Genomic DNA, 26,014 nt, shown 5'->3' with positions numbered 1-26,014 from the left:
CCCCAAACTCTCAAGAGAGTTTGGGGTAAAGCCCCAAACTCTCATTTTCTTCACCCCAAACTCTCATTGAATTTCAATTTTCCTGTTTTCTCAATTCCCAATCCAGCCCCTTTTTCTAATTCCTCCTCACTCATTTCGTGGGCCCTTCCGAACCTCCGTCACCCCGTTGTTTGTTGGGGGAAAATGAATGGTTAGACTCTTGACGCCCTATTACTTGAATTGCCGTCACCTTCTTCGTTAATGCCTTGCCTGAATCCCCTTCAGCTCATCCCTAGATAACAGGCGTGAAGGTTTCCTGGGGGTTGCTGGGAGGCCGTTGAGCTCACCGTGGGAAGTGTTTTGGGGTGGGTTCTGTCGGGCCTGGCAAGGTGAGTCAGTGGGAAATGGTGGCGCTGTTGTCGGCCCTCCTGGCCGGCTGCGGGGACCAGGGCACCTAGCCAGTGCGGGTTCCGGCCCTCATTGTGCGGAGGGTTATTGTCAGGGACCTGACAAAAATCTTCGGGTGTATCGGGGACCTGAAGGAACGATGCCGGGCTGGCCCTCCCGGGCCCTGGGGTGCTGGCTCTCGCCGCCGGCCCGAACGAGGGCCATCGGCCCCGGCTCAGCTGCTCCGCGACGGCCAGGTGGCGGCGGTAGTGATCTCGTCGGGGCCACGGAGCATGCGGTACGGATCCTCCGGGCCGGGATCGGGGTGGAAGCCGTGTCTCGTGTACCAGGCGCGCAGGTCAGCGTGTGAGAGGCCCGCTTCCCGCCAGGAAGGGAAGGGAGTTGACGCCAGGCCAACCGGGCAGGTGCGCGGCGTGGGCGAGCACGGCGCGCAGCAGCTGGGTGGCGTGTCCGCGGTGCCGGTAGCGCGGATCGACCCCGATGTGGCTGATCCAGAGGGAATCGCCGTTCAGGGCGTCGAGGTATCCGACCCGCTCGGCCCGCGTGTGCAACTCCCACACCAGGTGCGGGGTGTCCGCGCTCATGCGGACCAGATGCACACCGTCGTCCCACCACGTTGCTGCCCCCTCTCTTCGTCTGTCTCTCTTCGTCTGTCGTGCGCATAACTAGGGGTTTCGTTTTCTCTTTTCTTTGGTGGAATTCACGATGCCGCAAAGGGGTATTAATTGAATTCGATAGAGGGGTGACGGGATTCACTTCTGGGGTGAATGGGAATTTCCGGTATGATGTCAGGGGCATGACAAAATTTCGAAAGTTCACACACGCTCGGAATGGGAGTCTGCTCTTCTCGTCAACTCTCCCTGTGTGTAGGTGAGTTGGCTGTTAGAGGGCTCCTCGCTCAGGCCTTGCGGGCGTGCCCGTGACCTGTCGATGCCAGCGCCGTTAAACCATGAGGATCTATCTGCCCGTTCCTCTGCGTGTGGGAGCCGGTCTCGGTCCTGTGACCACGGTGCTGGCGGCCCGATGTGGACCCCGTGGTGGGGTGGTTGGGGTCAGACCCGGCGTCCGCGCATGACTGTCGGAAACCGGCGAGTCTACAACTGGGCCTTCACCGCCGGCCTTTGGGCGGCTGGCAAGGCGATCCGCCACGTGACGAACGCCGTGCGTGGCTGGGAGTACGGCCACCCCGCGGACAGCTTCCTCGAGGAGACCGTACGTCTCTCGTCGCTGCGGCGGTGAACGACGAGGGCAAGCGTGTCAGCGTGCACTGGCTGACCAGGACGGGATGCTCCTCGTCGTCGTCCTCAGCCGCTCCAGGAGTGAAGGCGACGGCACTGTACTGACCTCGCTCTCCACCGTCACAGGCAGGCACGGTGAGCTGCGGCGCCGACGCTTCCGACGAAGGCCGCAGGCTGGGCGCTGCTCTCCACCGAACCTCCTCGCAGCCGCACACCCGCCGCCTGACCCGACTGCCGGCCGGTGCGGGCTTCGCGGGCGGCTGCTGGGGTTACTTCTTGCGCTGTCAGCCCATCAGAAGCTGCTGGAGTCGGCTCGGGTTCGTACGGTCGTCATGGACACCCCACTACAGGACGGGTGCCGCTGGTACCGGTCCCGTCGTGTCCCCGAGCACGCCGGGACCGGCCAATTCTTTGACTGTGTGTGAGGTCTCGACGGACAGCTTCGCGGCTCAGCGGGCCACGCCCTGGTCTGGGGCGGTCAGGCCGGCGTGGGCCAGAAGCGGCTGGGCAGCATCATCGTCATCGCCGTGCGCTCCGGAGCGATGAGCAGGGGGAAGACCGACTCGTTCAGTACTCGGCCCGGCAGATGCCTGCGGGCGACGATGATGTCGGTGCAGTAGACGGTGGCACTGCCGGTCAGCCGCCGGGGGACTTCCAGCCGCATCTCCCGGTCCATCTCGCCGGCGAGCATGCGTGAGAACGCGTCGAGTTCCGGATCATGCTGGCGGGTCCCCTTCAGCCGGTACAGCTCCTGTGCGATGTCGAGGAGCAGGTCGGGGCTGTCGTCGAACACCGCGGTGTCGGGGCTGTAGATCACGGCTGCCGGAAGGTCGTCCCGGCCGCGTTCGAACAGGACGCTGTTCGCCTGCACGAGGGCGCCCCAGACCAGGCGGCCCTCGGCCAGCAAGACGTTCTGGGCCTTCAGGATCTCCGCGAGCGGGTCCTCGCGCTCTACCCAGTCGGACCTGGGTATGCGCAGATACCTGAACTTGTCGAACCAGGAGAAGCGGCGCGGCGCCTCCCCGAGAGCTGCCCTGCACTGGCCGATGGCTGTCGTTGGTCCCGTCACGCCGCAGAGCGTAACCACCGGCCCCAGACAGTCTCGCAGGGGTCTGGCGTCAGCCCGCGCTGGTCGGCCGGCGGAGATCGTCTGGAGCCGGACCTGTGTTCTTGGGCAATGGCGTGGGGCACCTCGGGGTGCGGGCGCGGTAGCGACGCTGTTGCTGGGAGGCCGGCGCCTTGCGTGAATCGGGCTGTTCGCCTCGTATGGCTGTGTCATCCTGATCGGCTGGCCTGCTCAGGACAGGCCCGGGAAGGGTGTGCGATGACCACCGCGAAGAAAACGTTCGATCCCTGGCCCGCTGCCACGGTTACCGCTGTCGCGGACGTCCTCGCTGACACGGTGGACGGCCTGTCCGGTCGCGAGATCGGCCTCCTGCTCGAGCGGATAGGCATCGCGGACACCGACGGGCCGAACAAGCGCGAGCGCCTCGCCCGGGCGCTGCTCGTACGGCAGGACCGCGACCGGGCTTCAAACTGTGTGGTCAGGTTCATCACCGAAGCGATGGCGCCTGTGCGCTACGCGCGACAGCCTGAGGTGTTCTCCCGGCGCCGCGACGACCTCAACGAGGTGCTCGTCCATGTCGGGCTGCGCGTCAACGACGCGGGCAAACTGGCCCGCGGCACGGCCGCCAGCACCCTCGACGAGGCCGCGCAGCACGCCAACTCCCTGCGCGCGGAACTCCGCCGGCGCGGGACACACCCCCAGGTCCTGACGTATTGCACCCAGGAGATCCTGGCCAAGAACGCCTTCCACGCCAGTCTGGAAGCGGCCAAGTCCGTCTTCGACCGCCTGCGGCAGCTCACCGGCGAGCAGCTCGACGGGGCCCGGCTGGTCGACGCCGTCCTGATGCCTGGCGCCGCCGGAACGCCGCGGGTCGCCATCAATACCGGCGTCACGGCGACGGAGAGGGATGAGCAGAAGGGTTTCGCCGCGCTGATCAAGGGGCTGGGGAGCATGTACCGCAATCCAGCGGCTCATGATCCCCGGCTCAACCGCTCGGTCGGCGATGAGGAGTTGCTGGAGCTGCTGACCACCTTGTCGATGGTCCACCGCCGCCTCGACGCTGCCCGTACACAGCCCTGACCGTCCGCGGCAGCTTCGTCGACCGGGCGGAGTCGCTCGATGCTTCCTGGGACTGTGGCGCCGTGTCGAAGGCGCAGCCTGTCCCGTCGGTGCTGTCGCCTGCCTCGCCCTGCCGCTGGCCACTGCGCGTACGGGCACTGTCTGCGCTGACCTCGCTGTCAGGAAGCGGGGGTTGGCAGGGCCGTGCTGAGGAAGGGCTGCACCTCGGCCATGGTCCTCCACTCTCCGTGGAAGACCTGGCCGCTTCCGGTGTGGGCGAAGGGGCGCACCCTGGCGACCGTGTTGCCGAGGGCTTGGAGGGACACGGCGACTTCTGGTGCGTTGGCGAGGGCTTGGCCGGCGCCGTAGGCGGTGAGCTGGAAGGGCAGCTGGGGCCGGTGGGCCGGGCCTCGTGCCGGGAATCGGTACGAGGCGGCCAGGATGCCGTCGGAATGGAGCGCCTCGATGCCGACGGCGGCGATCTGAGGGCCTTGGTCGTTGCGGCTGGCCACGTTCACGGCGAAGTAGTACGGGGCGGTGGGGTCCGGGCTCGGCAGCAGAGCGCCGGCGGCAAGGGGGGTGGCAAGGACGCCTTCGTGGGCCCATCGCGCGGCCAGGAGGTCGACGGTGATGTCGAGGGGGCTCTTGGGTGCGGGAGGGAGGAGATTCTTGCGGTTGAGGAGGTTGATCATCCGGTCGTAAGCGGGGAGGAAGCCGTCTCGGGCCTGGCATACCTGCCGATGGAGGGCGTTGCGTGCGCCAATGGTGCCGGGGTCGCTGATCTCCAGGACGTCTTGTCCTTCGTCGGAGATGTCGGTCATCCCGTTGAACTCGTAGGTCAGGGCTCCGAGGGTTGCGACGAGTTCTTGGTGAGCGGCGTGGAGCTCGGGGTCGACGTAGTCGGGGCGGTCGTTCTCCAGGGGGCGGTGGGCGTCGCACAGGGGGTCGCTGACGATCAGCGGGACCTTGAGCATCGTCTGGGCGTCCTGAAGCCAGCGCAGCCAGTAGCCGTCGAGCGGGAGACGGCTCAGCAGCCTTGCGGCCTTGTCCACGTCCCCCGGGTGCGGGGCGGCTTCGGCCTGGGTGACGGGCGGTGCGGTGCGGGCCGGCGGCTTCGGTGCTCCGGTCGCGGCGCGTTCGCCCGCGGCTTCCTTCTGCAGGGCGCGCCACCAGGGCAGGCCGCGCACGGTCACACCCGGCTTGTTCCGCGCGCGGGCCTCGAGCAGCTGGACCAGCAGTGCGAACGAGGCGTTCGCCTCGGGGACGTTCGTGCCCATGAACCAGTTGCTGAGCTTGCTCTTCGTCAGCCTCAGGCCCTGCTTCGTCGCCTGGCTCTCGATCTGGGTGTACGTCAGGCCTGAGGCAGCCTTCAGCTTCCGCAGCTCTTCGGCCAGCCGATCACGCGCTGACGTCTCCCCCATGGGTCTCCCTGTTCAGTCTGAACCCTCGCTGAACACTATCTTCGCCTGCTCTGGCCTGGCCCGACAGTCGGTTCAGGTGTTCAGGGCCGTCGCTGAACACCCCTGCGTCTTGGCTTCCTTGCGGTCGTCAGCACGACCACGACCGAGGGAGCAGGAGATGACGGACATCACGAAGCAGGCACCGGAGCAGCCGGGGGCCGGACGCCGGATCGGCCGGGTGGCGAAGAAGCTGGGCGAGTGGGTTGTCCAGGGGGCCGCCTCCGGTGTCGTACGAGAGGTGATGCGGTACGCCCTGGACCTGTGGGCCCCGATGTGAACCGCCCCTGAGTGGTCCCTGGCACGCCACAGTGAGGTGGCAGCCCCGGGAGCCCTCGAGGCGAAAGAAACGCGTCATCGTTCTGGCCTTCAGCGGCGTGATGACCGCTTAGGCCCTCATCACCGAGCGACCTTTTGGCCTACTGGGAGCCGTGTTGCCGCGCCGGCCCTCACAGATGCGTGCCTGACCGGTGGGGTCGCATGGCCTACTCCAGACCGAGAGGACGCTCGTGGGACGAAACAAGCCTGGCAAGCCCCGACGCCGCCGCCCCGACGAAGTGCCCGACAGCATCCAGATCAGAGAGACCCGCCCCGGGGAGGGCAAGACGTTCACCGAGCTCGCCGCGCTCGCCATGGAAGGACACGGCGACTTCGACGACCGCGAGGCCATGTGCGAAACCATCGACGCAGCAGGGCCTTTCACCAGCCAGTTCGGCGCCGGACGGTTCGTCTTCCTGGTCGCCGAACACACGCCCACCGCGCGTATCGTCGGCGTCTCCTCCAGCATCCCGCCCCTGTCCGTCCTCGGAGGCATGGAACGGGACGGGGCAGACCCCGTTTCCCTGGGGGCTACCGCTCTGGCTTACGCCAAGCTCCGGGCCCTGGCCGTCGCAGACGACTACCGGCGCCAGGGCATCGCCTCCGCCTTGATCACCAGGGCCATGGCAATCCACCGTGAGCACCGCGCGTTCTTCATGTACGGGCAGTTCACCGCCGAAGATGCCACCCTGGCCCGGTTCTACCGGCGCCACGGCTTCACCATCCACGCCCCGGGCGAGCCGGTGATCCTTCCCGGCAGCTCCAGGTACCGCGACGTCGGCGCGGCGCCGCTCCCCGGCGAGCAGATGTTCTCGCGCGCGATCTGACCCCGAAGGCCCGGCCGCCTCCTGATCCTTCCAGGGGGCGGCCGGCATGTTCTGCTCCGGCCACCGCCCTGGGTACACAGATGTCTGGCGGTCGGTCGCCTCTGCCCGCTCAAGTTGTCGGTCCCTGCTGGCAGGCTCTCCCTGCAGGCCGCCCGTCGGCGGCGTCGGTTCCTGCATCCAGGGGTTGAGACCATGAGCAGCAGCCCGGCAGACGTCCACGCGTGGTGCTTCGACCACGGGCGCGCCCATGTCTTCGCGGCGGGCACGACGCCCTGGTGCAGTGCGGCGTGGGTGGGGTTCGTCGCGGCCTCCGCCGGTCCGGCCCTGGAGGCCAAGCAGGCCGCGTACGGCGACGCGCAGTTCTTCGACCAGCTTTCCGCGGTTCACCAGCTGGAGGTCATCGAGATCTGCGCGGCCGGGACCGAGAAGCCGACGGAGCCGGAGATGTGACACCGGCGACTGCGGCCGGGCGGTCACGGCCCGCCGGGGCGCGGCCGGGCGGTCACCGCCGGCAAGGCGGCCGGCTGAGAGGCGCCAGGAGGCCTGTTCGTTTGCGGGGGCGGGCCTGCTGCGTCTGCGCTGGGAAGAGTGTCAGTCCCAATCGGGCTCGTCGGTGGCCCCCCGTCCGACGTCGCGCTGCTGGGCGCGTCTGCCGTCCGTCGTGGCCCAGCCGGAGTCGATGCTGTGGCCCCAGCCGATGTCCTGGGTCATGGTCTCTCCTCGTGGTGCGCGTGTGGCGCTGCCTTGCACCGGTGAAGTGACCGTATGGGCAGGTCGGGTGCCGGTCCGGACCTGTGGGCCGTGCACACCGGTGCGGCCGGGCCTATTTCCCCCTGGCCGGTGCCGGGTCCGGAAGGTCTGTCAGGCGCGTGAGGATGACACGGCAGGTGTGCTCGACCTCGAGGTCGAAAGCGACGGCGCCTGACCACATGTGGTTGGCGCGATGGGGTTGCTCAAGTGCGGCCTGGATCTGGGGCAGGGCGGGGCGTGCGGCCGGGCCCATGCGGTTGAGGCAGGCGAGGACGTCGCGTGCGGTGGAGTCGTTGTCCTTCCAGGCGGCCAGCAGCGCCGGTACGACGGTGCCGGCCTCGCTCGTGCCGGCGATGTCCCACAGGGCGGATGCGGCGTGGACGAGGGTCCACGAGTCGTTCAGTACGGCCGAGCCGTTCTGCTCGTTGCGCGCGTTCTGCTCGACCCGCTCGTTCAGGATCTGCCGCAGGCGCGGCAGTAGTGCTGCGGCGCCAGGGCCGATGCGGCCGGCGAGGTCGATCGCGTCGAAGTTCCGGTGGCCGTCGAGGAGGCGTTCCACCAGCGGCACGATGTTCTCGGGGCGGCGTTCGAGTTCCCAGACGGCGCCCGCCGTAGCGGTGTGCAGGGAGACATCGTCTGCGTCGGTGAGGGAGCGGACGATGTCCAGGGCGGATGCGGCGCGGGGACCGAACGAGGCGAGTGCCTTCAGGACAGGCTCCGCGGTGCGCCATTGCTTGTGCCGGACGGCTGCTTGGATGGTCTCGGTGAGTGCGGGTACGGCTGCCGGGTCACCGAGCTTGGCGAGGGCGGCGGCGAGCGTCGTAGGGCTGACATCGGGCCACTCGCGGGAGTGGTCGACGTCGGCGAGGCGGCGGATCAGCCGGGGTGTGAGTTCCGCGGCGCACTGGGGCAGATGGCCGACCGCGCCCAGGGCGCGCCAGGCATCGGTGTCGGTGTCCAGCGCGGTCAGCAGGCTGGGCAGGGCCCGCTCGTCTCCGAGGCCGGCCAGCGCTACGACGGCCAGCTGGTGGGCTCGGCGCACGGCACGGTGGGGACTGGCCCACGCATCCGGCCGGTGGGTGGTGACGTAGGCGGCGAGGGCTTCGCGGGCGGGTTCGGCGAGGGTGGCGAGGGAGTCGAGCGCCTCGGCTGCGGCTGCGGCGGTGTAGGCGTCGTCCGGTAGCAGGCAGTCGCCGATGAGCCGCACCAGAGCGGTGCGATCGCCCCGCAAAGAGGTGATCAGACTGCGTGCCATGTCGATGGCGTCGTAGCGGGTGCCCGGGTCCGGGCTGGACAGTTGCTCGGTGAGCAGAGCCGTTCGGTCCTCGGCACGCGTGCCGAGGGCGGTGTGGAAGGCCATCAGCAAGGGGGTGGTGGGGGCGTGGACGCGTCCGTGCCGTTCGAGGTCGGCGAAGGCGGCCGCGATGTGCCCGGGGACGTTCGGGTCGGGCTCGGGCTCGGGCTCTGCCTCGCACGCACACGGACGGGACGGATCCCGTTCCTCCTGTGCCTCGTCCTCCTTGGGCCGGGGTGCGGGGGTGACCTGGCGGAGCAGGTCGATCGCGGTCGGCGCCGTCTGGTCGTCGATGGAATCGGGAGCGCAGCGGGCCCGGTGGACGAGCGCCGCCAGGCGGGTGTCCGGATCGGTCGTATCGTTGTCGGCCAGCGTGTCCAGCCACGCCCGTGCCGGCGCTGCGGCTGCGGGCAGACGGAGCGCCAGGTCGGCCATCGTCCGCACCACCAACAGCCGCTCAGCAGTTCCGCTCTCTTCCCGGAGGCGGCCTCGCAGGAGCGCCACTGCTTGTTCGGCGTCATCCAGGAAGAGCCCCAGGCCCTCGATCGACGCCCTGCGCACCCGCACATCGGGGTCACGGGCGTAGGCGATGAAGGCGTCGGCGTGCTCGCGCATCAGGCGTGCGGTGTCCGGGTAGATGGTGGACTCTTCACCGTCTTCGCCGCAGATGACGGCGTAGATCTCTTCGGCGTCGACCGCTTCGCGCCCGATGTTGAGCAGCAGCGCGACGACTTGCCCGCGGTCAGGAGTCGCAGGGTCGTGGGCCATCGCGAACAGGAACGGCAGGCTGGCCACCGTGCTCGAATAGATGCTCCCTTGATGGAGCGCTGCGCTGTAGAAGCGGGCGAACGCTTCCTTGCGTACGTCAGGGTCGGGCGACACCATGCCGCGCAGCCATCCCGGCACGTCGTCGGCCGCCCCGTAGGCGTGCCCCAGGGACGTCCAGTCGGTCCTGTCCAAGTCGTTGATCATGACCGGCACTATGCAGGGCAGCACTGACACCCGGGACAGGACCGACCCTGACATCGTCCTGCGGCAGGGGCGGCCTCCCTGAGCGGCCTGGAGAGGTCGGGGGCGGGGCGGGACTGCAGGCGCCCGTCCCGTGGTGGGTGCCGTCCACTGTTGCCGTTGCGGAATCGGGCGCCGCAGGGGCGGGGTTGACGTTTCTGCAGTGAAAACCGCCACCCGCCCGGGTGAGTCGGCTCGTAAGCGGCTTCCCAGGGGAAGAAAGCTGCGGCTACAACGCGAAGCATGATCACCACTCTCGTGCGGCGTGCTCTGCCCGCGCTCGTCCTTGCCGCCATTCCTGTCCTGATGCCGCTGTCGGCAACGGCCGCCACCCCGGCTGCGCCGCCGGCATCTTTCACCCCGCGCGCTGCGCTCCCGAACACGGCCGGCTCGCCGGCGCGGGCACGTGTGCTGCTTCCCCTGTTCGAGGCCGTCGGGCAGATTCCCGTCGCCGCCGAGCACCGCGAGGGCTACAGCCGGACCCTCTACAAGCACTGGAACAAGGGCCTGAACGCGACCGACGGCTGCAACACCCGCAAGGAGGTCATCCTCGCCGAAGCTGTCGAGGCGCCCCAGGTCACGGCCGGCTGCCTGCTGAGCGGCGGGTCCTGGCTCAGCAGGTACGACAACGTCGTGGTCACTGACGCGGCCCGCCTCGACGTCGACCACTTCGTGCCGCTCGCCGAGGTCTACGACTCCGAGCAGACTCCCTGGAGCCCGGCGCGGCGCGAGGCGTACGCGAACGACCAGGACAGCCCCGACACCCTCATCGCCGTCACCGCGGCCTCCAACCGGTCCAAGGCCGACAAGGACCCCGCCGAGTGGCTGCCCTCGGACACCTCCTACCACTGCACCTACGCCGCGACCTGGACCGGCACGAAGCTGCGCTGGGACCTGGCCGCCGACGAAGCCGAGCGCCAGGCCCTGCTCGCACTCGCCGAGGACTGCCCCACCACCCTCGTCAACTACGAGCCCGTTCCGTAGCCGCCCAAACGGACTGGAGCAGCCGGATGCAACGGCCGGGACTGGGGCAAGAAGCCGGCGGTCCTGAGCGGAATGTGCAGGGCTGGTGGGGCAAGTTCGTCCCCGTACGCCCCGGCGCTTCGGCTCCGCCGGTTCGGTGAGCGCTTTGTGCCCCCGCACCGGGCCGTCAGGTGCCAGGTACGGGGGCACTTCGGGAGGCGGCACCAACGACCAGTCGACCCACTCCCCGGACTCACCGTAGTGATGCCGCGGGCGCGCCGCAGCGGGGTTCATTTTTAGGGGGCCCGTCACCGGCCCTGTGCCATGCCGACGGGGGACAGCCGTCACATCGGTGGTGACGCGTGTGGTTGACCGCGGGATGAGAGTCGTCCGCTTGGGCCGTGCCGCGTTGGTGCGCCCGGCGCGGGCGCGGCGTCGTAAGCGCGGCCCCGTGGAGTCCTGTCCTTGCGCTGTGTGGTGCTGTCGGCCGCTCGGTGCGGTCCGCAGGGCTCAGCCGGGGGTGATGTCGGCGGGGCGGCTGCGTGGCGGGGTGGTGGTGAAGAAGGCACGCAGGGGGCGGTCGATGTGTTCTTCGCGGCCGGTGCCCTGGGCAGCGGCATCGAGCAAGGGTGCGAGGTCGTCGGTGTCGGAGGGTGTCAGGACGAGCCAGCGCAGCATGATCTGCAGGGTCAGGAGCCTGAGAGTGCGCAGCTCCTCCTGCTTGTCCCTCTCCGTCTGGTTCTTGATCACCTTGCCGTGGACGTAGAGGGAGCGGGCGGTGTAGGCGTCATCGATGACGGTGTGAGCCTGGTCCTGGTGGGCGGGGGTGAGGAACAGCGCGGACGCGCGGGTCCTCAGGCTGCGCACGATCCCGCCGCGGGGGTCGTTGGGGCTGCGGAGCAGGGCTTCCAGGGCGATGACGTAGTCGAGAAGCAGTTCGTCAGCGTCCACTTGCCAGACGCCGTAGTCGTGGTAGGTGCGCTGGTAAGCAGCCAGGAGGTGTCGGGCGGCGCGGTTGAGGCGCCGGGCACGCTCCTTGGGGAGATCATCGTCGTGATTCTCGCCGGCCATGATCGTGTCGATCTTCGCCGAGATCGCGCTGCAGAAGGTGGTCAGGGCCGGAAGGTCGGCGGCCTGAACGTGGAAGTCGCCGGTGGCGTGGACCTCGGCCTCCGTCTCCCTGCCGTGGTGGTCTTCGTAGGTGTGCATCCTGGTGGGGACGGTGAAGGGGTTCAGGGCGAAGCGGCGGCCGCGCTGGACGGTGAAGACCGAGTCCATGCGCAGGAGTTCGGTGTCCCACAGCATCAGCGGGAGGAGGCCCTGCCAGTGCGGGGCTTCCGCTCTCGGGCCGGTGGCGTCGAACCAGGTTGTGCGGCGGGTGACCATGCGGCCGGGGTCGGGCAGGTGGAGGAACGGTGCGCCGGCGATCAGCCCGAGATCGAGACCGTCGGGCGTGAGCCCGTGCAGCACTGGCATCGGAACCCTCTGGAGGAGCTCGTCCTGGGTGAAGGTCTGCAGGGTGTACTGCCCCAACGGAACCCGGCTGCCGTGGGGGAAGGTGGCGTTGAGGAGGAGCCATCGCTCGGGGACCGGCGCCGGGTGGGTACAGAAGGCGACGAAGCTGTCTGCGACTTTGGTCTCGGGCACGGCTGTGTTCTGGGCGATCAGACGCGTCGCCTCGCCCAGTCCCGACTCCCCCAGCAGCGTCCGGTGGTTCGGTTTCCAGTCCCCGTCGACCTTGGCGTAGAGGTCAGGGTGCTCATCCCGTGGTGCCGCTGCGGCCACCGCTTCCTCCAGCGCGTCCCACTCGGGTCCGTCCGCCAGCTCCGCGTCGGTGATCGCCTGAGGGACCGGCGGCAGGGTGCGGGCGTGCTCGAGCCACAACAGGATGGTCTCGCGCAGGGAAGAATGGTTGCTCATACGGCCCGAACGTAGTTGGCCGCCATACCCGTGGGCAGCGGTTTTCCCACACCGAGACCGGCCGGAGACCGTGGCCCCGGCCTGCGGTCTACGGGGTGCGGCGGGCGGGGCGAAAAGCGCAGGACGCCGCGCTCTGGACGGCTGCACACTGGCGGACATGCCTATGGAACCGGCCGGCCTGCCGATCGTCGACGTGGATGTCCCTGCCACCTGGCCCCGTCCGCTCGCCGGCCTTGTCGGCCGGCTCGCTGACGATGCCCGCCGCGCGGGTCACGCCCCGGAGTACTACCAGGACCTCGACCTCCTGTCGCATGAGGACACCGTCCTTGCCCACCTCGAAGGCCACCTCGTCCGGGCCCGCCACCACACCCGTCTGCTGGACCACGAGAAGGACGCGATCCGCGCCCAGGGCCTGCGGCTGCTCAACGCCCAGCTCGTCAACGACCGCCTGGACCAGGCCCACGCGCTCGGATACCTGACCGAGGCGGAGCACGGGGTGCTGCGGTCGGTGAACGAGACGGTCCCCGCACAGCGCGGGTGGGGCAGGCGTGAGGACCAGGTGTGCCTGACCCTGTCGGCCGCGCCCCAGGTCCACCACGTCGGCGGAATCCGCCGGCTGCTGACCTACTGGGGCGGCGAGGCGATCTACTGGCAGCACTGCGAGGGCTCCCCCGCTCTCGCCGCGAAGCTACGCAGCCTGGGAGTCCCATCGGTCGTCACCGCCCTCCTCGACCTCACCACCACCGTGCGGGAGGGGTACAGCGTCTTCCCCTCCGTCGTCCACGTCTTTGCCGGCAAGGCCCTGGGCTACGGACCGGCCGATGCCGACGTCTTCTACAGATCGCCGATCCCGTCCCAGCGGATCGAGTCCATCGCGTCTCCTGGCGATCCCGACTACGACCGGTTCCCCGACCTGCCCCGCAGTTGACACCCCCACCAACGGGGTGAGCGCCATCTGTCGGACCCGTGTGCGAGCGTGTGAAGGCGGGGAAGCGGTGTGGTCGGGCGTTGGAGGGGATCGGTGGCAGCGGTGGATGACGGCTGGAGCGGCATGGGCTGGGACTGGACGAACCAGGACGACGTTCGTCGGCGCCTCGACAAGGGTGCTGATCCGGAAAAGTGGAGCGGGGGCCGGCCGCTGCACCGTGCGGCGTGGTCCGGTTCTCCGGAGGTCGTCGCGGAGCTGGCCGGTCGCGTGGCGGACGTGGACGCGCTGGAGGGCGGGGTGACGGCCCTGTGGGAGGCCGTGCTCTCCAGGAAGCCGGAGAACGCGCGGGCCCTCGCCGCTGCCGGGGCCGATCCTTGGCGGCCGTCGATCGGCGGCTGGTCACCGGGACGGCTGAACCTGGCGGGCCCAACGCCGGATCTCTTCCCGGTGCCGGCGGGCGTGCGCCTGACCGCCACCGAGCAGTCGGCGGCGAATGAGGCCGGCCGGCTCATCGCGGCACTGGGCGAGTTCCACTACGACGGCACGGGGCTGGCCTGCGTGTCCGGGATCGACGCGGCCGAGGCGGTTCACCGTCTGGAGGCGACGTTGGTGGAGGACGAGGTCATCGACGAGCTACTCGAAGACCCGTACGCGTACGACATGGACGAGAGCCTGCGGTTCATCGGCGTGACGTCCGTGCCGGGCGGCTGTGTCGTGACCCAGCCCTGGGGGTACGCGCCGCAGATGCCGGGCGTGCTGACCCGGCTGTCCGCCGGCACCGTCTGCTACGGCCTGTACGCCAATCCCAAGAGCGGCAACCAGGGCAGCATCGCCCGTCACGGGACCCTCGAGAGCTGGGACCTGCACCCGGGCGGCGGACCGTACGAGAACGACACCCCCGAAGAAGTACTGGACTCCTACCTCTACCAGTACAAGGCCGTGGCCTACTCCTGCGCCTTCGCGGGACTGCGTCCCACCGACGCACGCGCCGTGGTCGGACCTCCTGATGTGTGGGTCGAGCTGCCGGACCATGACTACTGGAGTCACTGACCCGGCAGTCCTGACCCGCAGTCCTCAACCACGTGGCCCCCTACGCCTGGGAGGCGGTCTGCAAGCCGCTCAAGGAGAGGGCCGAGGCAGGAGTGGAGGCCGCCGACTCCTGAAGACCGGCGCCTTAGAGGTCATCTCATTTGGTTGCCGGCGATATGGAAAGTCGCTGGTAGGGGCGTCTCGATCGCTGTTCAATGCCCCGATGAGCGACTACTGGACACCAACCCATCACGCGGTCGAGCACGAGGATGTGGAAACCCTGGCCCGTCTGCTCGCCCACGGCGCCGACCCAGATGAGGTCTTCAGCAACATGACGCTGCTGACACACGCGATCGACACCGAGGGGGATGGCGCCCTGCAGAGCGGCCAGCCGTTGACGGTGCACACCACTGCCGTCCTGCTGGCGTTCGGCGCGGACCCTGAACTCGCTGATCCAGACGGTCACACTCCCCTGGACCTGGCCACTTCCTACGATCATGAACTGGCCATACAGCTGCTGCGTACCCACATCAACAAGCGAGCCGTCGGTAGCAGACGAGGACGCAGGCGATGGTGGTGAAGGCGAGGAAGTGGTCGGCCTTGCGTTCGTAGCGTCGGTGGAGCCGGCGGCAGCCGGCGAGCCAGGCCATGGTGCGTTCGATAGCCCAGCGATGGCGGCCCAGCCGCTGCGAGGACTCGACGCCCCCTACGAGCGATGCGGTGGGTGATACCACGTCCGCGTAACCATCGCCGCAGGTGAGAGTAGTCATAGCCCTTGTCGGCATGGAGCTTGCTCGGCCTTCGCCGCCGAGGCCCACGGCGGGACCGGATCGGCGGTATGCCCTTGACCAACGGGATCAGGGCCTGACTGTCGTGCAGATTGGCTGCCGAGATCCCGACAGAAATGGGCAGACCGGTCTGCTCGGTGACCAGGTGGATCTTCGAGCCGTACTCGCCCCGATCGACAGGATTCGGACCTGTCAGGTCCCCCTTTTCATGGCCCGCATGTTCACCGAGTCGATCGCGCAGCGGGACCAGTCCAGCTCACCTCGCGAGCCAAGATCGTCGAGGACCAGGCGGTAGAGCTTGGCCCACACTCTGGCCTTCGTCCACTCAGAGAAGCGTCGGTGGGCTGTCGCTCCCGACGGCCCGAACGACGCGGACGGCAACTGCTGCCACGTGCAGCCCGATGTGGCCACAAACACGATCGCGGCCAACACCTCTCGGTCACCATGCCGACGCCGGCCACCGCCCTGAGGGCGCGATGGAGCCTCCGGCACCACTCGCTGGAACAGCTCCCACAACTCGTCCGGCACCAGCCGCTCAACAATCCCCACCACGGCCGGCAGCCTACCGAACCGGGCCAAATGAGATGACCTCTTAGCCGTCCGAAGGACTCCTCGGGCTTCGTCGTGCTGCCCCGCCGTCCGGTCGTCGAACGGACCTGGGCCTGGATGATGAACGCCCGTCGCCACGCGCGGGACTACGAACGGCTCGTCCAGCCGAATCCGTTCGGACCGGGTACTGCGGCTACCGAAGCCGCCCAGGATACGGGGGACCAACGGCCGGCCTCCCAAGCACGGCCCCGAGTTCGCGCTGAACAAACCGATCACCTGGCCCGAGCCCCAGCACGCCACGACCACCGAGACCAGTCGCTACGGCACCGCCAAGGCCAGCAGCTCCTCGAAGATCCATCAGCAGCCGGGTGCCCTTGGCGCAGTGCCCCGTCCACGTTGCGTACCTCAAGGCTCCTCCTCCGCCGCAGGGTGTGTCGGGGTTGCACTGCACCCGCCCGGTACGTATCTTTGGGGCATAACCCCAAAGATACGTACCGGACTTCCCGACCTGCACCTGCTCGACAAAGCCACCCCGGGCTACCCCTCCCCCAGACGACCTCGACTCGAAGGGCCTCGCCATGCTGACCCCCGCAGACAAAGAGCGGATCGACCGCTTCGTGGCCAAGATCCGTGACATCGGCTCCGCCGAGCAGAAGATGCACATGGCCGTGCTCACCGAACTGTCGGCCATCCACCGGCGCGTCAATCCGAAGACCGGCACGCCCTACGCACCGACCACGAACCGCAGCCTGATTACCGACTACCGCAACGTGATCAAGGCTGAACTGGGCGAGGGGGCCCCCGTCCTCGAGAAGTTCAAGTACTCGGCCCCCCGCGTGACGGAGTACCGCCAGCACCAGCAGGAGCAGCGCGAGGAACGGCACCGCAACCAGCGGCCGCTGAACGCGCAGGAGCACGTCGAGCGGGCCGTGGCGCTGCTGAGCTACAACGCGAAGGTCCGCTGGTCCAATGCCGCGGCCATCGCCGGTGTCGTGGCCCTCACCGGGCGCCGTCCCTACGAGGCCGGCTGCGTGGGCGGCTTCGAACCGGACCCTGCCGGCGCCCCGCGGGTGCTGTTCAGCGGGCAGACCAAGACACGCGAGGCGGAGCGCGCCGCCACCGCCTACTCCATCCCCGTGCTCGCCGAGCGGGACCTCGTTCTCGAGTCCATCGCCCGCATCCGCGAGGAGGTCGATCCCGCTCTGGACAACAAGACTTATTCGCAGCGCTTCGGTAAAGAGGTCGGCATCGTAGCCAAGCGCACGTTCACCGACGCCGACGGAGAGCCGATCACCCCACGTGAACTGCGTGAGGCGTACGCCGCCGTCGCGTACCGCAAGTTCTCCAGCCGGAAGATCTCCGAAGTCCAGTTCTACAACGAGGTCCTGGGCCATCAGGGGACCGACCTGAACACCTCCTTGTTCTACTTCGCCTTCTACGTGATCGACGGCGCCGAATCGCAGTGACTGCACAGCCCTCGCTCGGGCGGCCCGGGATCCCGACGCGGCCTTGCCCAGCGAGGGCCTGTCCGCCGGACGCATCCGCAACCGCCGATGGGCCGGCCGTATCAGCCCGCCCGGATGGCAGTCGGGCGAGCCCGGTGCGCGACGCCGGACCAGGTCGGCCATCAACTCGCCGTCGACGCCGTTTCGGACTTGCGGCGACCGGCCCCGCGTACGGGCGAAGAAATACGGAACCGGCCTACACGGCTCGCCCCCGCCCTTGCGAGGCGGTACTCACACCGACGGTAGGCGGCATGCCTTCATATCGAGCCATCTCCGGTGACGCCTTCTGTTCCCGGGCGAACTAAACCTGAACACTTCGCATGGATCTGATTAGCCCTCAGCTGCCATGCCCCCTGGGCCTCCTGGGACGGTGGCGTGATCGGAGGCCTCCTGCGGCTCTCCGTGGCGGAAAGCCGGTTCCACTCCTACGCCAAGCTCCTAAGACTGCCTTCCTCCGCCCGTGCAACCTCACGTCACCTGTCGTCGTTGGCCTGGTGATAGAAACGAGGGAGGGACGCATGGTCACGATCAAAGTCGCCGGTCGGATCAGGCGGCGGCACAGAGAAGGATTCAGTATTCGCAAGGTCGCCAAGGAGTCGGGGGCATTGACGTACTCCCTGCCCTAAAGGACGGGGAGTACGTCAAGACTCCGGATTCGGATCTTCGCTGGCGAGGTGGTTGGACAGCTCGGCCCGTAGTTCGGGCACCGGGGCCTGGGCACCCAGCAGGGCTGCGAACTCCGCCAGTTCCCAGGTGATCAGTTGTCCGCTGCGGGTGAGGTAGAAGCCGACCCTCTCCAGGCCGTAAAGGTCCTCAAAGTCCAGCAACGCATACCCGGCCAGTTGGTACGCCGCTGCTGGCGGGAGTCGAACTGGATCTTTCAGAGCTTTGAAGTCCAGGAGCAGCCGGCCGGCGATCAGGTCCGCGTCCGCGCCGCCCACCGCGCAGGAGCCGGCGAAGGTAGGCCCCGAATAGCACTCCTCGGGCTTGGTGCTGGCACGCAGCTCGCCCAGGGCATCCTGCGCGAGCCGTACCTGCACGGTGAGGTCGTCCACCGCATAGTCGGGGACGTGGGCGAGCAGCGCGGGCAGCGTGAGCTCGGCAGCCAGATGCGCGATCGCCGACCCTGGGTACAGGATCCCGGTCCGGTAGACCTCCTCGAACCACACCATCGCCACGCACAGGCGGGCCAGTCGTTCCTCGGCCGCGGCAGCGAGCAGTATCGGCCGGGTGCGGGTGTCGGGCTGCTCCTGGCTGAGCAGAAGGTGCAGTTCACGCTCCAGGTCACGGCCGGTTGCCGCGATCGCATCGGCGACGTCGAGACGCTGCATGGCGGCGCACCAGGCCGTCGCGCTCGCAATGCCCTCGCGGACTGCGCCGTCGAACGTCTCTTCGCAGGTGAAGGCGTAGCGCAGTCGGTGATCGATTGCTGCGCCGAGCGTGGTCCATGCCGGCCGTACTCCGGGCTGTGGCGCGGGTGAGGACACAGGCCGGTGCGCGGCGCGGACTGCGGCGCGGTAGGTGTCCATCGCCGGACGGGGACGTGGCAGGTGTGACGCGGTGAAGCGGGTGAATGGGCTGTCGGGTGAACCGATCTGAGACGTCAAAGACAAGGCATGGTTCCTCTCTCCGGGCGGCGTGTATCTGGCCGCGAGACGGTCACGCTGTGTCGGCTACATGGTCTGGGTCCTTCAGAGCAGACGTGGTGACTTTGCCGGTTCCTGCCCCGTCGCGCCGCGACCCGTAGGTGACGACGCCCGGGCGGGTGAATTTCTCTTCGCGTACGCGGGCGCAGACCTAAGCATGCCGCCCAACTTGCTCATTTTTCTTACTTCTTGACATAGTTTTAGGCGTTATGTCACGTTCATTGAGCTTGGTTCGTTGTTAGGCCGAAGGGAATAGTCGTGAGCGAGGTGTCGGCCGCGTCGGAGGTCGTGCGGGACGGTCCGGACGGCGACGCCCCGGGCCGGGTGGCCCGGGGCGAGCCGCTCACGGCACCGGGTGGCCGCGGCTACCCGGTGCACCGAACGGGCCAGCTGCTGGATGGCGGTCGGATGAGACCGGTTCCCCCGACGTACTCGGCCGACCAAAGGAACCGGGATACAGGACGCCGACTGCATGTGCGGAGCACATCGGTATCGCGTAGGGACGTCGCCGTGCCGTACGGCATGCTTCTGGCGACTGCCCATTGGCTTCGTTCACTTCAAGCGGCAGCGTTTGTTGAGCAGTCTGGGAGGCAGGTGGTGATCCGCTGGCTCGCTGATCTTCACGAGAAATGAAGGCAGTCTGATGTCCGAGCGTCCGGGATGATCGGGGAGGAGTTCGGATCCGCGAGGGAAGGAACAGCGCGATGGCGATCAGAGGGCTGAGCCCGGAGAGAACGGCCCGCCTTGAAGTGCTCGTCGACGAGTGCCGGCCACTGTTGGCAGGGGACCGCAGGATGGCTGCTGTGCAGCGGCTGCTGAGTGAGCGCCAGGTCGAGGTGCTTGATGCTGTGGTGATCACGCGTGAACTGCTGGGGGCGGGTCCCACGTCGCTCGCGGAGGCGAAGACTATCGTTCTGACGAGCCCAGGCAGAGGGCGTGAGCTGAGGGTGCACGAGCAGTTCATGGACGGCTTGGAGCAGAACGGCGCCCTCGGCCAGTGAGAACCGGCTGGTCGGCGCCCCGCCACCCATGAAGGGTGGCGGGTTGCAGGGAACCGTCAGACGACCTTGGCTGGCTCTTCGGCTCGCGCCCGTGTGGAGGCGAGGCGGTAGGAGTCGGTGCCGGTCTCGATGATCGTGCCGTTGAAGGTCAGGCGGTCCACGATGGCCGCGCAGAGCCGTGGATCGGTGAAGGTCTTCGTCCAGCCGCCGAACGACTCGTTGGAGGCGATGGCGACGCTGTTCTTCTCCTCGCGTTCGGTCAGGACCTGGAAGAGGAGTTCGGCGCCGTGGCGGTCGAGTTCCATGTGTTGGGTCGGGGACGGGACGCCGTGCACCGTTTCCGGTGTCGGTCTTCCCATCCCCGCCCGCCGAACCGGACGTGCCCGTTGGCCGAGCATCCGGCTCTCCACGTGATCCGATGAATCAGGCGAGGTATTCGCTGACCTGGCCGACGAAGGCCACATCATCGTGGCTGGTCCGGCGAAAGCGTGCTCCGTCCGGATTCACCTCGTCGATGTTGTACGGCGTGCTGATCTTCGCTCCGCGGAAGCGGTAGCGCTCGACCCGCATCTTCGCCGGGTTGTAGAGGACGAGACCGCCCTCGGTGATGCGGTCCGCCCCGTAGTAGCGGCGGCGCAACTGTTTCCAGGTCATGTGAGGATGCTTGTAGCGAATCCAGTGAATCAGCCTCCACCACGCATACCAGCCGAGGTAGGAGAACGTCTTCTTGGATACGCCATAGCGGAAATATGCGGCCCAGCCCCGAAGGACCGGATTGACCGTCCGCAGCACCTCCTCCAACGAGAGCGATGTCGTACTTCGCCCCGTCAGTTTCTTGATCTTGTGCATCACCGACGCCAAGGCTTGCTTGGACGGGATGGTGAGCACGACGCGACGGCCGCCGCCCCAGGACCTCCGCTGGATGTGGAAGCCGAGAAATACGAAACCGTCATCGATGTGGGTGATCTGGGTCTTCTCATCCGAGAGGTTCATCCTCAGTCTGCTGGCCAGCAGACTGCCAATCTCTGCCTTGATGGCTTCTGCTTCTGACCTCGTTCCGTGCACCAGCACGACGAAGTCGTCCGCGTAACGCACCATGCGGAAGTTCGGCAGTCCCCGTCGGCGCCGTTGCTGCTTGCGCCATCCGGGAGTCATCTCCGTGTCCCAGATCCGCGAGAAATGCCGGTCCAGAACCGAGAGATAGATGTTGGCCAACAGAGGAGAGGCAACTCCTCCTTGCGGAGTACCCGTGAGGGTCTCCGCGAATCCACCGTGCGTCTCGACAACCCCGGCCCGCAGAAACGCGCTGACCAGCCGCAGGACCTTGCGGTCCTTGACGCGTTCGGCCACCAGGTCCATCAGGACGTGATGGTCGACGTTGTCGAAGCAAGCCTTGATGTCACCTTCGATGACCCACTCGTAGGTCGACGGCTTGCAGGTGAAGTGGTGGATCTCGGCGATGGCATCCTGAGTCCGACGACCAGGCCGATACCCGTAACTGGACGGATAGAAATCGACCTCGAAGATCGGCTCCAGAACCAGCTTGAGCGCCATCTGCGCAACTCGATCGCGCAAGGTGGGGATGCCCAGGTAACGGACCTTGCCGTTCTTCTTGGGAATCACCGCCTGCTTGACCGGCAACGCAGTGAAGGACCCATCCTTGAGAGAGGAGCGAAGCTCCTCCAGGAACGGAATCACTCCCTGGCGTTCCTCGACGTGGTAGCGGGTGACCGCATCCACGCCTGCTGTCCTGGCACCCCGGTTGCCAGACACCCGCTCCCAAGCCACCACCAAAGTGGCCCGGTCGCAGATCAAGTTGAATACATCATCGAACCGGCGGCCCGGTTCGTTCCTTGCCCATCGGTGCAGTTTGATCTGATGATCGAGTACCCGCCGCTCGGCCGTCATGCTGCCCGGCCAAGTTGTCGGCGGCGCGTCGCTATTCAACAACGTTCCTCCCCGACAGCAGTCCTGCTGCTATCACGCTGTCGCCCTTCCCCATGTGACCGGCTTTCCCGGCCTCCGAGTACTACGGCGACTCCGCCACGATCTGGCTTCATCAGCGGGCATTGCGCCTGCCCGTCGCCCGGCCGGCCGCCGGACGGGAAGGGCGATGCCAGATCGCTTCCCACGTTCACTGAGGATCTCTGTGACGGCTTCGGTGCCCAGCTATACCCCGGCAGCATCGCCACGGACCGCACATCGCAGTCTTGGTCCGGGCCTCCCACAACCCATCGGACAAAGGCGGCGGGAGAGGAGAAGCCATCGGCTACGGCGATCTCCAGCACTGCAAAGCGGCCCATCCACCAGGTTCGGCAGGCCGCTGACGACTCACGGGACGTCAACCACTGGTTCAGTTTCCTTGCACCCATTCCGTCTTCGCTTGCGGGCACGAACCGTCTGGTGGTGTCGGTCCGCCCCTACGTTGTCGAGGCTGCTTCCGGCCTCACCCCCAACCCGGGGATCAGCCTGCCTCCAGCTTCAACCAGTCCCTGCGAGGACCGGCGGCGGGCCTCTCATCCCGCGAGATCCATCAGCGCCTCGTGGCGCACATCCGAGCTCGTCGATGCAGAGCAGGTCGACGCGGCCGTAGCGGGCGATGGTCTTGTTCAGCTGCTTCTCGTCGGCGGCTTCCACCAGCTCGTTCACCAGCTTGGTGGCGAGCGTGTAGCGGACGCGGTAGCCCTGCATCGCGGCCTCGGTGCCCAGGGCGATGAGCATGTGAGACTTGCCGGTGCCGGAGTCGCCGATCAGGCAGAGCGGCTGGCTCTTCTTGATCCACTCGCAGCTGGCGAGGGTGTTGACCACGGCGGGGTCGATGTTGGGGTTGGCGTCGAAGTCGAAGGTCCTCAGCGACTTGTCCCGGGGGAATCCGGCGGCCTTGATCCGACGCTCCGAGCGGCGTCGGGCCCGATCGTCGCACTCGGTCATCAGAAGCTCGGCGAGGAAGCCCCGGTAGGTCATCTGATCCTTCGCCGCCCGGTCGGCGATGTCGGCGAACTCGTTGCGGATCGACGGCAGCCGCAGCAGCCGGCAGGCGGAGTCGATCGCGGCGTCGGCGGCCTGCTCGGTCAGGCTCCGCTGGCGGGGCAGGGTGGTCATGGCGCTTCTCCCTCACGGTGGCCGCTGCCGCTGGTGCGGCGGTGTCGGAGCAACTGGTCGTAGTGGGACACCGAGGGCAGCGGCCTGGTGTCCGGCGGAAGATGGTTGAGCTTCCACTCATGCAGGAACGTCACGCTCGCCCCTCCCGGTCCGACAGTCGGCCGCGGCGTCTGGACCTCGGCGGCAGCGGATTCGTCTTCGGCCTGCGCTGCCTTGCGGGCCTCCAGCGCGACCGCGTCCGCGGTCAGAGCCCCGGCCCGCAGTGCGGTGGCCAGGCCGGCGACGATGTGCTCGTGCGCGAGGTGGCGGCCCAGCAGCAGCACCTCGATCAGAGCCCGGGTGCCCTCGGTGTCGCCGTGGGCCCGGACCGCCGCGGTCCACCAGGCGTCGTGGACCGGGGTGAACTTCCCAGCGGAGCGGGCCTGGTCGAGCGCGGTCGCGCCGGGGAAGGCGCCCGGCTTGCGGATCAGGGTTTCCAGGCAGTGGTCCAGCTCCAGCCGGCAGCTGCCCTTGGCGATCAGCCGCTCGTGCCGGGCAACCTCGACGTTCCTGTCGTAGACCACCAGGTGAGAGGCATGCAGCAGCACCCGGACCGCTTGCCGATCAGGCGGACCGGCACCGAGTAGCGGTTGGTGCGTACCGTGATCTGGCCGTAGCGGTCGACCCGCGGGGTGAACACCCGCCCCGTCTCGAACGGGTCCTCCGGCAGCGGCAGCAGCCGAGGGCGCTCATCCTCGAAGTACTCGTCGATCGTCCGTGCCCTGGACCCGATCCGGCGCCGCCCGTCGTGCCGGTCCCACTGCTCGACCAGCTCGTTCAGCTCCGCCAGCGACTCGACCTCCGGCACCGGGACGAAGTGGTTTCGGCGGAAGTAGCCGATCTGGCCCTCGACGCCGCCCTTCTCGTGGGCGCCCTCGATGCCGGGCCGGCAGTAGAAGCTCTCGATCCCGAAGTGCGACTTGAAGGCGACCCACCGGTCGGCCTCCACCCGGGCCCGGCTCAGCCCCAGCACCCGGGCGACGGCGGCCTTCAGGTTGTCGTAGCGGACCTTGCTCCGCGGAACCCCACCCAAAGTCCGCAGCGCGTGGACGTGACCTTCGAAGAACGCCTCCTGGCCGCAGGAGGCGAAGACGCGGTGGACGGCCTTGCCCGAGTAGGACAGGCGGAAGGAGAACAGGTAGCAGGTCACCAGCTCGCCGGCGAGCTTCACGGTCACGTCGCCGAAGTCGACCTCGGCCTCCATGCCGGGCTGGTGGGTCTGCGGGACGAACGCCTCGATCGGAGCCTTGCCTGACTCCACGAGGATCTGCGGCTTGCGGTCGGCGACGTAGCGGCGGACCTGCTGGTAGGAGACCTCGGCGCCTTGCTCTTCGATCAAGCGGTGAAAGATCCGAGTGACCGTGTGCCGCTGCTTGCGCGGCGCGTCCAAGTCCGCCCGCAGGATCCCGTCGACCGCCGCCCTGTACGGGTCCAGCGCAGTCGCTCGCGGCGGGAGCTTCTTCCTCGGCTCCGGCCAGACCGAGTCCACAGCCTTCCTGATCGTCCGCCACGACACGTTGTACTTGCGCGAGATCTCCCGCATCTTCATGCCGTCTCGGTGGTCGCGCCGGATCGCGGCGTACAGCTCGACCTTCGACATCTGCCGCATGACCAGGGCCTTTCACCAGGAGCACTACTGATGCTGGCCTGGCAAGTACCCCGGTGACGTCGAAACTCGTGAACATCACCCTTCCGTGGTTCCTGGTGACTCCCAAACACGTGAACAACTGACGTCACGACTCGTGATTAAAGCCACATCAGGGCGCCCGGCGGCGGGGGACCATCCCCGCGCGGGCGGGGAACAGAACGGACTGCCGTGGAGGTCCCTCATCAAGCACAAGCTACCCCGCATGAGTGCGGGGAACAGTGCATGATCCGCGCGTACGCGTACTTCTCGACAGGGCCATCCCCACAAGCACGGGGAGCAGCCATGGTAAGTGCAGTGGTGAGCGGCCACGCGCATGGTCAGGCAGCCCCTCCTCGGACGACCTTCGACAACCGCCACTCAGCCCTGCACGCCTAGAACCAGCCTGCACGGCACACGGCGGTGTGCGCGGCTGGCTTCCGCCCCTTCGCCCCTTCAGGTCGGGTCAGGGACGTTCGTAGTACTGGAGGATGCCGCCCGCGGAGAAACAGAGGGCACCGGTGAGAGTGCCCCAGTTGGCGATGTCGGCGTTGATCAGGCTGCCGGTGGCGGGGCGTGTGTAGGCGGCGAGTGCCGAGATCACGAAGAGGACGGAGCCCAGCTGATTCACGGCGACAATCCACCAGCCGAGGTTGCGCTGTCGGATGCACGGCCGACCGTGGCAGATCTCGACGAAAGCAAGGTGGCCGGAGATCAGGAAGAGCACGCAGCCGATCACGTCGGGTGCCCAGATCAGCCGGTTGATCTGGTTGACGCTCAGGCCTTGGAGGAAGGAGTCGAGCAGGTCGACGGCGAACACCAGGGTACCGACGAACAGGACGAAGGCACTCAGCCAGTCGACCCGCATCGGTTCATAGCTCCACCACCGCCACCGTCGGGCGAGCAGGGCGCCCTCCCCGCCGGGTACATGGCGCGGGGCGTTGATGACCTGGAGCAGGGACACGTAGCCGCCGGTGTTGAAGAACAGTCCGCCGGCGAAGTAGACCGAGGCGCAGGTAGTGGCGTCGCCGGAGCCGAATTGGGCGACGGCGGCGCCGGCCGCGAAGAGTGCTCCGCCGATGATGAAGGCGGTGGCAGCCACAGTGTTGAGCCTGCGTAGCCGGGCGAGGGCGGTGTCATCAGCGCCGAAATGACGGACGCCGGCCGCGCCGGGCGGGCTGACAGCGATAAGGCCTCGGCGCCGGGCAGGCCGGGATTCCCAGACGGCCGTGCCACCGCCGGGCACCTGCCAGGTCAGGCGGGTCGTGAACGGTCCCGCGCCTTCGGCGCGCTGATCAGGCTGTCCCACAAGCCGACACTAGACGTCCCGCCAGTCGTCTTGCCGAGCGCAACGCCGTCGGTGGGACGGGCCGAGCCTCGGTCCGACGTTCTGATCAACGCCGAAGACGACCGACCTCGACTGGGTCCTCGCACTGCTCACCATGGTGACCAGCACCCACCACACCCAACGCACCGCCCCTCGCGCACCCCCGCGTGTGCGGGGAGCAGACTGCGT

19 protein-coding genes and 4 pseudogenes are annotated in these 26,014 nt (G+C 67.8%); 11 read left to right on the top strand and 12 right to left on the bottom strand.

What is annotated here, in order from left to right; all coding sequences use genetic code 11:
* Positions 1-725 precede the first annotated feature (725 nt).
* Positions 726-971 carry a GNAT family N-acetyltransferase gene (locus ACZ7HT_RS35790; protein WP_471173727.1) on the bottom strand — a complete coding sequence of 82 codons (246 nt, stop codon included), beginning with the start codon at positions 969-971 and terminating at the stop codon, positions 726-728.
* A gap of 1,132 nt (positions 972-2,103) precedes the next feature.
* Positions 2,104-2,694, bottom strand: coding sequence for a hypothetical protein (locus tag ACZ7HT_RS35785; protein ID WP_471173726.1), 591 nt, complete (start codon positions 2,692-2,694; stop codon positions 2,104-2,106).
* A gap of 255 nt (positions 2,695-2,949) precedes the next feature.
* Here ACZ7HT_RS35785 and ACZ7HT_RS35780 point away from each other — a divergent pair, with 255 nt between their 5' ends.
* Positions 2,950-3,771: a TIGR02391 family protein gene (locus tag ACZ7HT_RS35780; protein WP_471173724.1), complete on the top strand. Its 822-nt coding sequence runs from the start codon at positions 2,950-2,952 to the stop codon at positions 3,769-3,771.
* A gap of 158 nt (positions 3,772-3,929) precedes the next feature.
* On the opposite strand, the gene ACZ7HT_RS35775 is transcribed toward ACZ7HT_RS35780, so the two are convergent.
* Positions 3,930-5,171, bottom strand: a complete 1,242-nt coding sequence (locus ACZ7HT_RS35775) for a hypothetical protein (protein ID WP_471173720.1) — start codon at positions 5,169-5,171, stop codon at positions 3,930-3,932.
* A gap of 157 nt (positions 5,172-5,328) precedes the next feature.
* On the opposite strand from ACZ7HT_RS35775, the gene ACZ7HT_RS35770 reads away from it, so the two are divergent.
* The 3 genes from ACZ7HT_RS35770 to ACZ7HT_RS35760 all read left to right on the top strand — a co-directional run bounded on the left by ACZ7HT_RS35770 (position 5,329) and on the right by ACZ7HT_RS35760 (position 6,802).
* Positions 5,329-5,487, top strand: a complete 159-nt coding sequence (locus tag ACZ7HT_RS35770; protein ID WP_471173717.1) for a hypothetical protein — start codon at positions 5,329-5,331, stop codon at positions 5,485-5,487.
* 229 nt (positions 5,488-5,716) lie between these two features.
* Positions 5,717-6,352 (top strand): GNAT family N-acetyltransferase, encoded by a 636-nt coding sequence (locus tag ACZ7HT_RS35765; RefSeq protein WP_471173713.1) that lies wholly within the window; start codon positions 5,717-5,719, stop codon positions 6,350-6,352.
* A 192-nt stretch (positions 6,353-6,544) separates the two neighbouring features.
* Positions 6,545-6,802, top strand: coding sequence for a hypothetical protein (locus ACZ7HT_RS35760; protein WP_471173711.1), 258 nt, complete (start codon positions 6,545-6,547; stop codon positions 6,800-6,802).
* A 373-nt stretch (positions 6,803-7,175) separates the two neighbouring features.
* On the opposite strand, the gene ACZ7HT_RS35755 is transcribed toward ACZ7HT_RS35760, so the two are convergent.
* Positions 7,176-9,368, bottom strand: coding sequence for a HEAT repeat domain-containing protein (locus ACZ7HT_RS35755; protein WP_471173709.1), 2,193 nt, complete (start codon positions 9,366-9,368; stop codon positions 7,176-7,178).
* Positions 9,369-9,647: 279 nt separating this feature from the next.
* Here ACZ7HT_RS35755 and ACZ7HT_RS35750 point away from each other — a divergent pair, with 279 nt between their 5' ends.
* The gene (locus ACZ7HT_RS35750; RefSeq protein ID WP_471173708.1) at positions 9,648-10,388 is read left to right on the top strand and encodes an HNH endonuclease family protein; all 741 of its coding nucleotides are present in this window, start codon (positions 9,648-9,650) and stop codon (positions 10,386-10,388) included.
* A gap of 489 nt (positions 10,389-10,877) precedes the next feature.
* Here ACZ7HT_RS35750 and ACZ7HT_RS35745 read toward each other — a convergent pair whose 3' ends face one another.
* Positions 10,878-12,287 carry a hypothetical protein gene (locus ACZ7HT_RS35745; RefSeq protein WP_471173706.1) on the bottom strand — a complete coding sequence of 470 codons (1,410 nt, stop codon included), beginning with the start codon at positions 12,285-12,287 and terminating at the stop codon, positions 10,878-10,880.
* A gap of 157 nt (positions 12,288-12,444) precedes the next feature.
* Between ACZ7HT_RS35745 and ACZ7HT_RS35740 the strand changes: the two genes are divergently transcribed.
* From ACZ7HT_RS35740 to ACZ7HT_RS35730, 3 genes are all read left to right on the top strand, one after another.
* A complete protein-coding gene (locus ACZ7HT_RS35740; RefSeq protein WP_471173704.1) occupies positions 12,445-13,215 on the top strand; it encodes a hypothetical protein in 771 nt (256 codons plus the stop codon).
* Between the two features lie 93 nt (positions 13,216-13,308).
* Entirely contained in the window at positions 13,309-14,265 is a 957-nt protein-coding gene (locus ACZ7HT_RS35735; protein WP_471173702.1) for an ankyrin repeat domain-containing protein, read from the top strand.
* Between the two features lie 202 nt (positions 14,266-14,467).
* On the top strand, positions 14,468-14,824 hold the full coding sequence (locus ACZ7HT_RS35730) for an ankyrin repeat domain-containing protein (protein ID WP_471173701.1): 357 nt from the start codon (positions 14,468-14,470) through the stop codon (positions 14,822-14,824).
* Here ACZ7HT_RS35730 and ACZ7HT_RS35725 read toward each other — a convergent pair.
* Positions 14,775-15,575 (bottom strand): annotated as a pseudogene (locus ACZ7HT_RS35725) (IS5 family transposase). The gene ACZ7HT_RS35730 and the pseudogene ACZ7HT_RS35725 overlap by 50 nt on opposite strands.
* A gap of 175 nt (positions 15,576-15,750) precedes the next feature.
* Here ACZ7HT_RS35725 and ACZ7HT_RS35720 point away from each other — a divergent pair.
* Together ACZ7HT_RS35720 and ACZ7HT_RS35715 are read left to right on the top strand one after the other, a co-directional pair.
* Complete coding sequence (locus ACZ7HT_RS35720; protein ID WP_471173739.1) at positions 15,751-16,215, top strand: transposase; 465 nt, start codon at positions 15,751-15,753, stop codon at positions 16,213-16,215.
* Positions 16,160-17,047: a protelomerase family protein gene (locus ACZ7HT_RS35715; RefSeq protein WP_471173700.1), complete on the top strand. Its 888-nt coding sequence runs from the start codon at positions 16,160-16,162 to the stop codon at positions 17,045-17,047. The genes ACZ7HT_RS35720 and ACZ7HT_RS35715 overlap by 56 nt, the downstream gene beginning before the upstream one ends.
* A 680-nt stretch (positions 17,048-17,727) precedes the next feature.
* Here the strand turns inward: ACZ7HT_RS35715 and ACZ7HT_RS35710 are convergent.
* The gene (locus tag ACZ7HT_RS35710) at positions 17,728-18,615 is read right to left on the bottom strand and encodes a hypothetical protein (RefSeq protein WP_471173698.1); all 888 of its coding nucleotides are present in this window, start codon (positions 18,613-18,615) and stop codon (positions 17,728-17,730) included.
* An 821-nt stretch (positions 18,616-19,436) separates the two neighbouring features.
* Between ACZ7HT_RS35710 and ACZ7HT_RS35705 the strand changes: the two genes are divergently transcribed.
* Complete coding sequence (locus tag ACZ7HT_RS35705) at positions 19,437-19,733, top strand: hypothetical protein (RefSeq protein WP_471173697.1); 297 nt, start codon at positions 19,437-19,439, stop codon at positions 19,731-19,733.
* Between the two features lie 56 nt (positions 19,734-19,789).
* On the opposite strand, the pseudogene ACZ7HT_RS35700 reads toward ACZ7HT_RS35705, so the two are convergent.
* The 5 genes and pseudogenes from ACZ7HT_RS35700 to ACZ7HT_RS35680 all read right to left on the bottom strand — a co-directional run.
* Positions 19,790-20,041 (bottom strand): annotated as a pseudogene (locus tag ACZ7HT_RS35700) (ATP-binding protein); the annotation flags it as partial.
* A 115-nt stretch (positions 20,042-20,156) separates the two neighbouring features.
* Positions 20,157-21,680 carry a group II intron reverse transcriptase/maturase gene (gene ltrA, locus ACZ7HT_RS35695; RefSeq protein ID WP_471173695.1) on the bottom strand — a complete coding sequence of 508 codons (1,524 nt, stop codon included), beginning with the start codon at positions 21,678-21,680 and terminating at the stop codon, positions 20,157-20,159.
* A gap of 606 nt (positions 21,681-22,286) precedes the next feature.
* Positions 22,287-22,835 (bottom strand): annotated as a pseudogene (locus tag ACZ7HT_RS35690) (ATP-binding protein); the annotation flags it as partial.
* Positions 22,832-24,474: pseudogene (gene istA / locus ACZ7HT_RS35685) on the bottom strand (IS21 family transposase). The pseudogenes istA and ACZ7HT_RS35690, both read right to left, overlap by 4 nt.
* 490 nt (positions 24,475-24,964) lie before the next feature.
* Entirely contained in the window at positions 24,965-25,807 is an 843-nt protein-coding gene (locus ACZ7HT_RS35680; RefSeq protein WP_471173693.1) for a hypothetical protein, read from the bottom strand.
* Between the last annotated feature and the right edge of the window lie 207 nt (positions 25,808-26,014).

The organism is Streptomyces sp. NPDC037410, assembly GCF_055602235.1.
Note: the sequence above shows the minus strand (reverse complement) of the source record. Positions and strands in the feature narration are given on the sequence as shown.

What these genes read in the sequence shown, in the direction of transcription:
- ACZ7HT_RS35775 (WP_471173720.1), bottom strand. Translation starts at nt 5,171, where the DNA reads ATGGGGGAGACGTCAGCGCGTGATCGGCTGGCCGAAGAGCTGCGGAAG.
- ACZ7HT_RS35770 (WP_471173717.1), top strand. Translation starts at nt 5,329, where the DNA reads ATGACGGACATCACGAAGCAGGCACCGGAGCAGCCGGGGGCCGGACGC.
- ACZ7HT_RS35715 (WP_471173700.1), top strand. Translation starts at nt 16,160, where the DNA reads ATGCTGACCCCCGCAGACAAAGAGCGGATCGACCGCTTCGTGGCCAAG.
- ACZ7HT_RS35790 (WP_471173727.1), bottom strand. Translation starts at nt 971, where the DNA reads ATGAGCGCGGACACCCCGCACCTGGTGTGGGAGTTGCACACGCGGGCC.
- ACZ7HT_RS35760 (WP_471173711.1), top strand. Translation starts at nt 6,545, where the DNA reads ATGAGCAGCAGCCCGGCAGACGTCCACGCGTGGTGCTTCGACCACGGG.
- ACZ7HT_RS35710 (WP_471173698.1), bottom strand. Translation starts at nt 18,615, where the DNA reads ATGGACACCTACCGCGCCGCAGTCCGCGCCGCGCACCGGCCTGTGTCC.
- ACZ7HT_RS35755 (WP_471173709.1), bottom strand. Translation starts at nt 9,368, where the DNA reads ATGATCAACGACTTGGACAGGACCGACTGGACGTCCCTGGGGCACGCC.
- ACZ7HT_RS35705 (WP_471173697.1), top strand. Translation starts at nt 19,437, where the DNA reads ATGGCGATCAGAGGGCTGAGCCCGGAGAGAACGGCCCGCCTTGAAGTG.
- ACZ7HT_RS35750 (WP_471173708.1), top strand. Translation starts at nt 9,648, where the DNA reads ATGATCACCACTCTCGTGCGGCGTGCTCTGCCCGCGCTCGTCCTTGCC.
- ACZ7HT_RS35745 (WP_471173706.1), bottom strand. Translation starts at nt 12,287, where the DNA reads ATGAGCAACCATTCTTCCCTGCGCGAGACCATCCTGTTGTGGCTCGAG.
- ACZ7HT_RS35740 (WP_471173704.1), top strand. Translation starts at nt 12,445, where the DNA reads ATGCCTATGGAACCGGCCGGCCTGCCGATCGTCGACGTGGATGTCCCT.
- ACZ7HT_RS35780 (WP_471173724.1), top strand. Translation starts at nt 2,950, where the DNA reads ATGACCACCGCGAAGAAAACGTTCGATCCCTGGCCCGCTGCCACGGTT.
- ACZ7HT_RS35730 (WP_471173701.1), top strand. Translation starts at nt 14,468, where the DNA reads ATGAGCGACTACTGGACACCAACCCATCACGCGGTCGAGCACGAGGAT.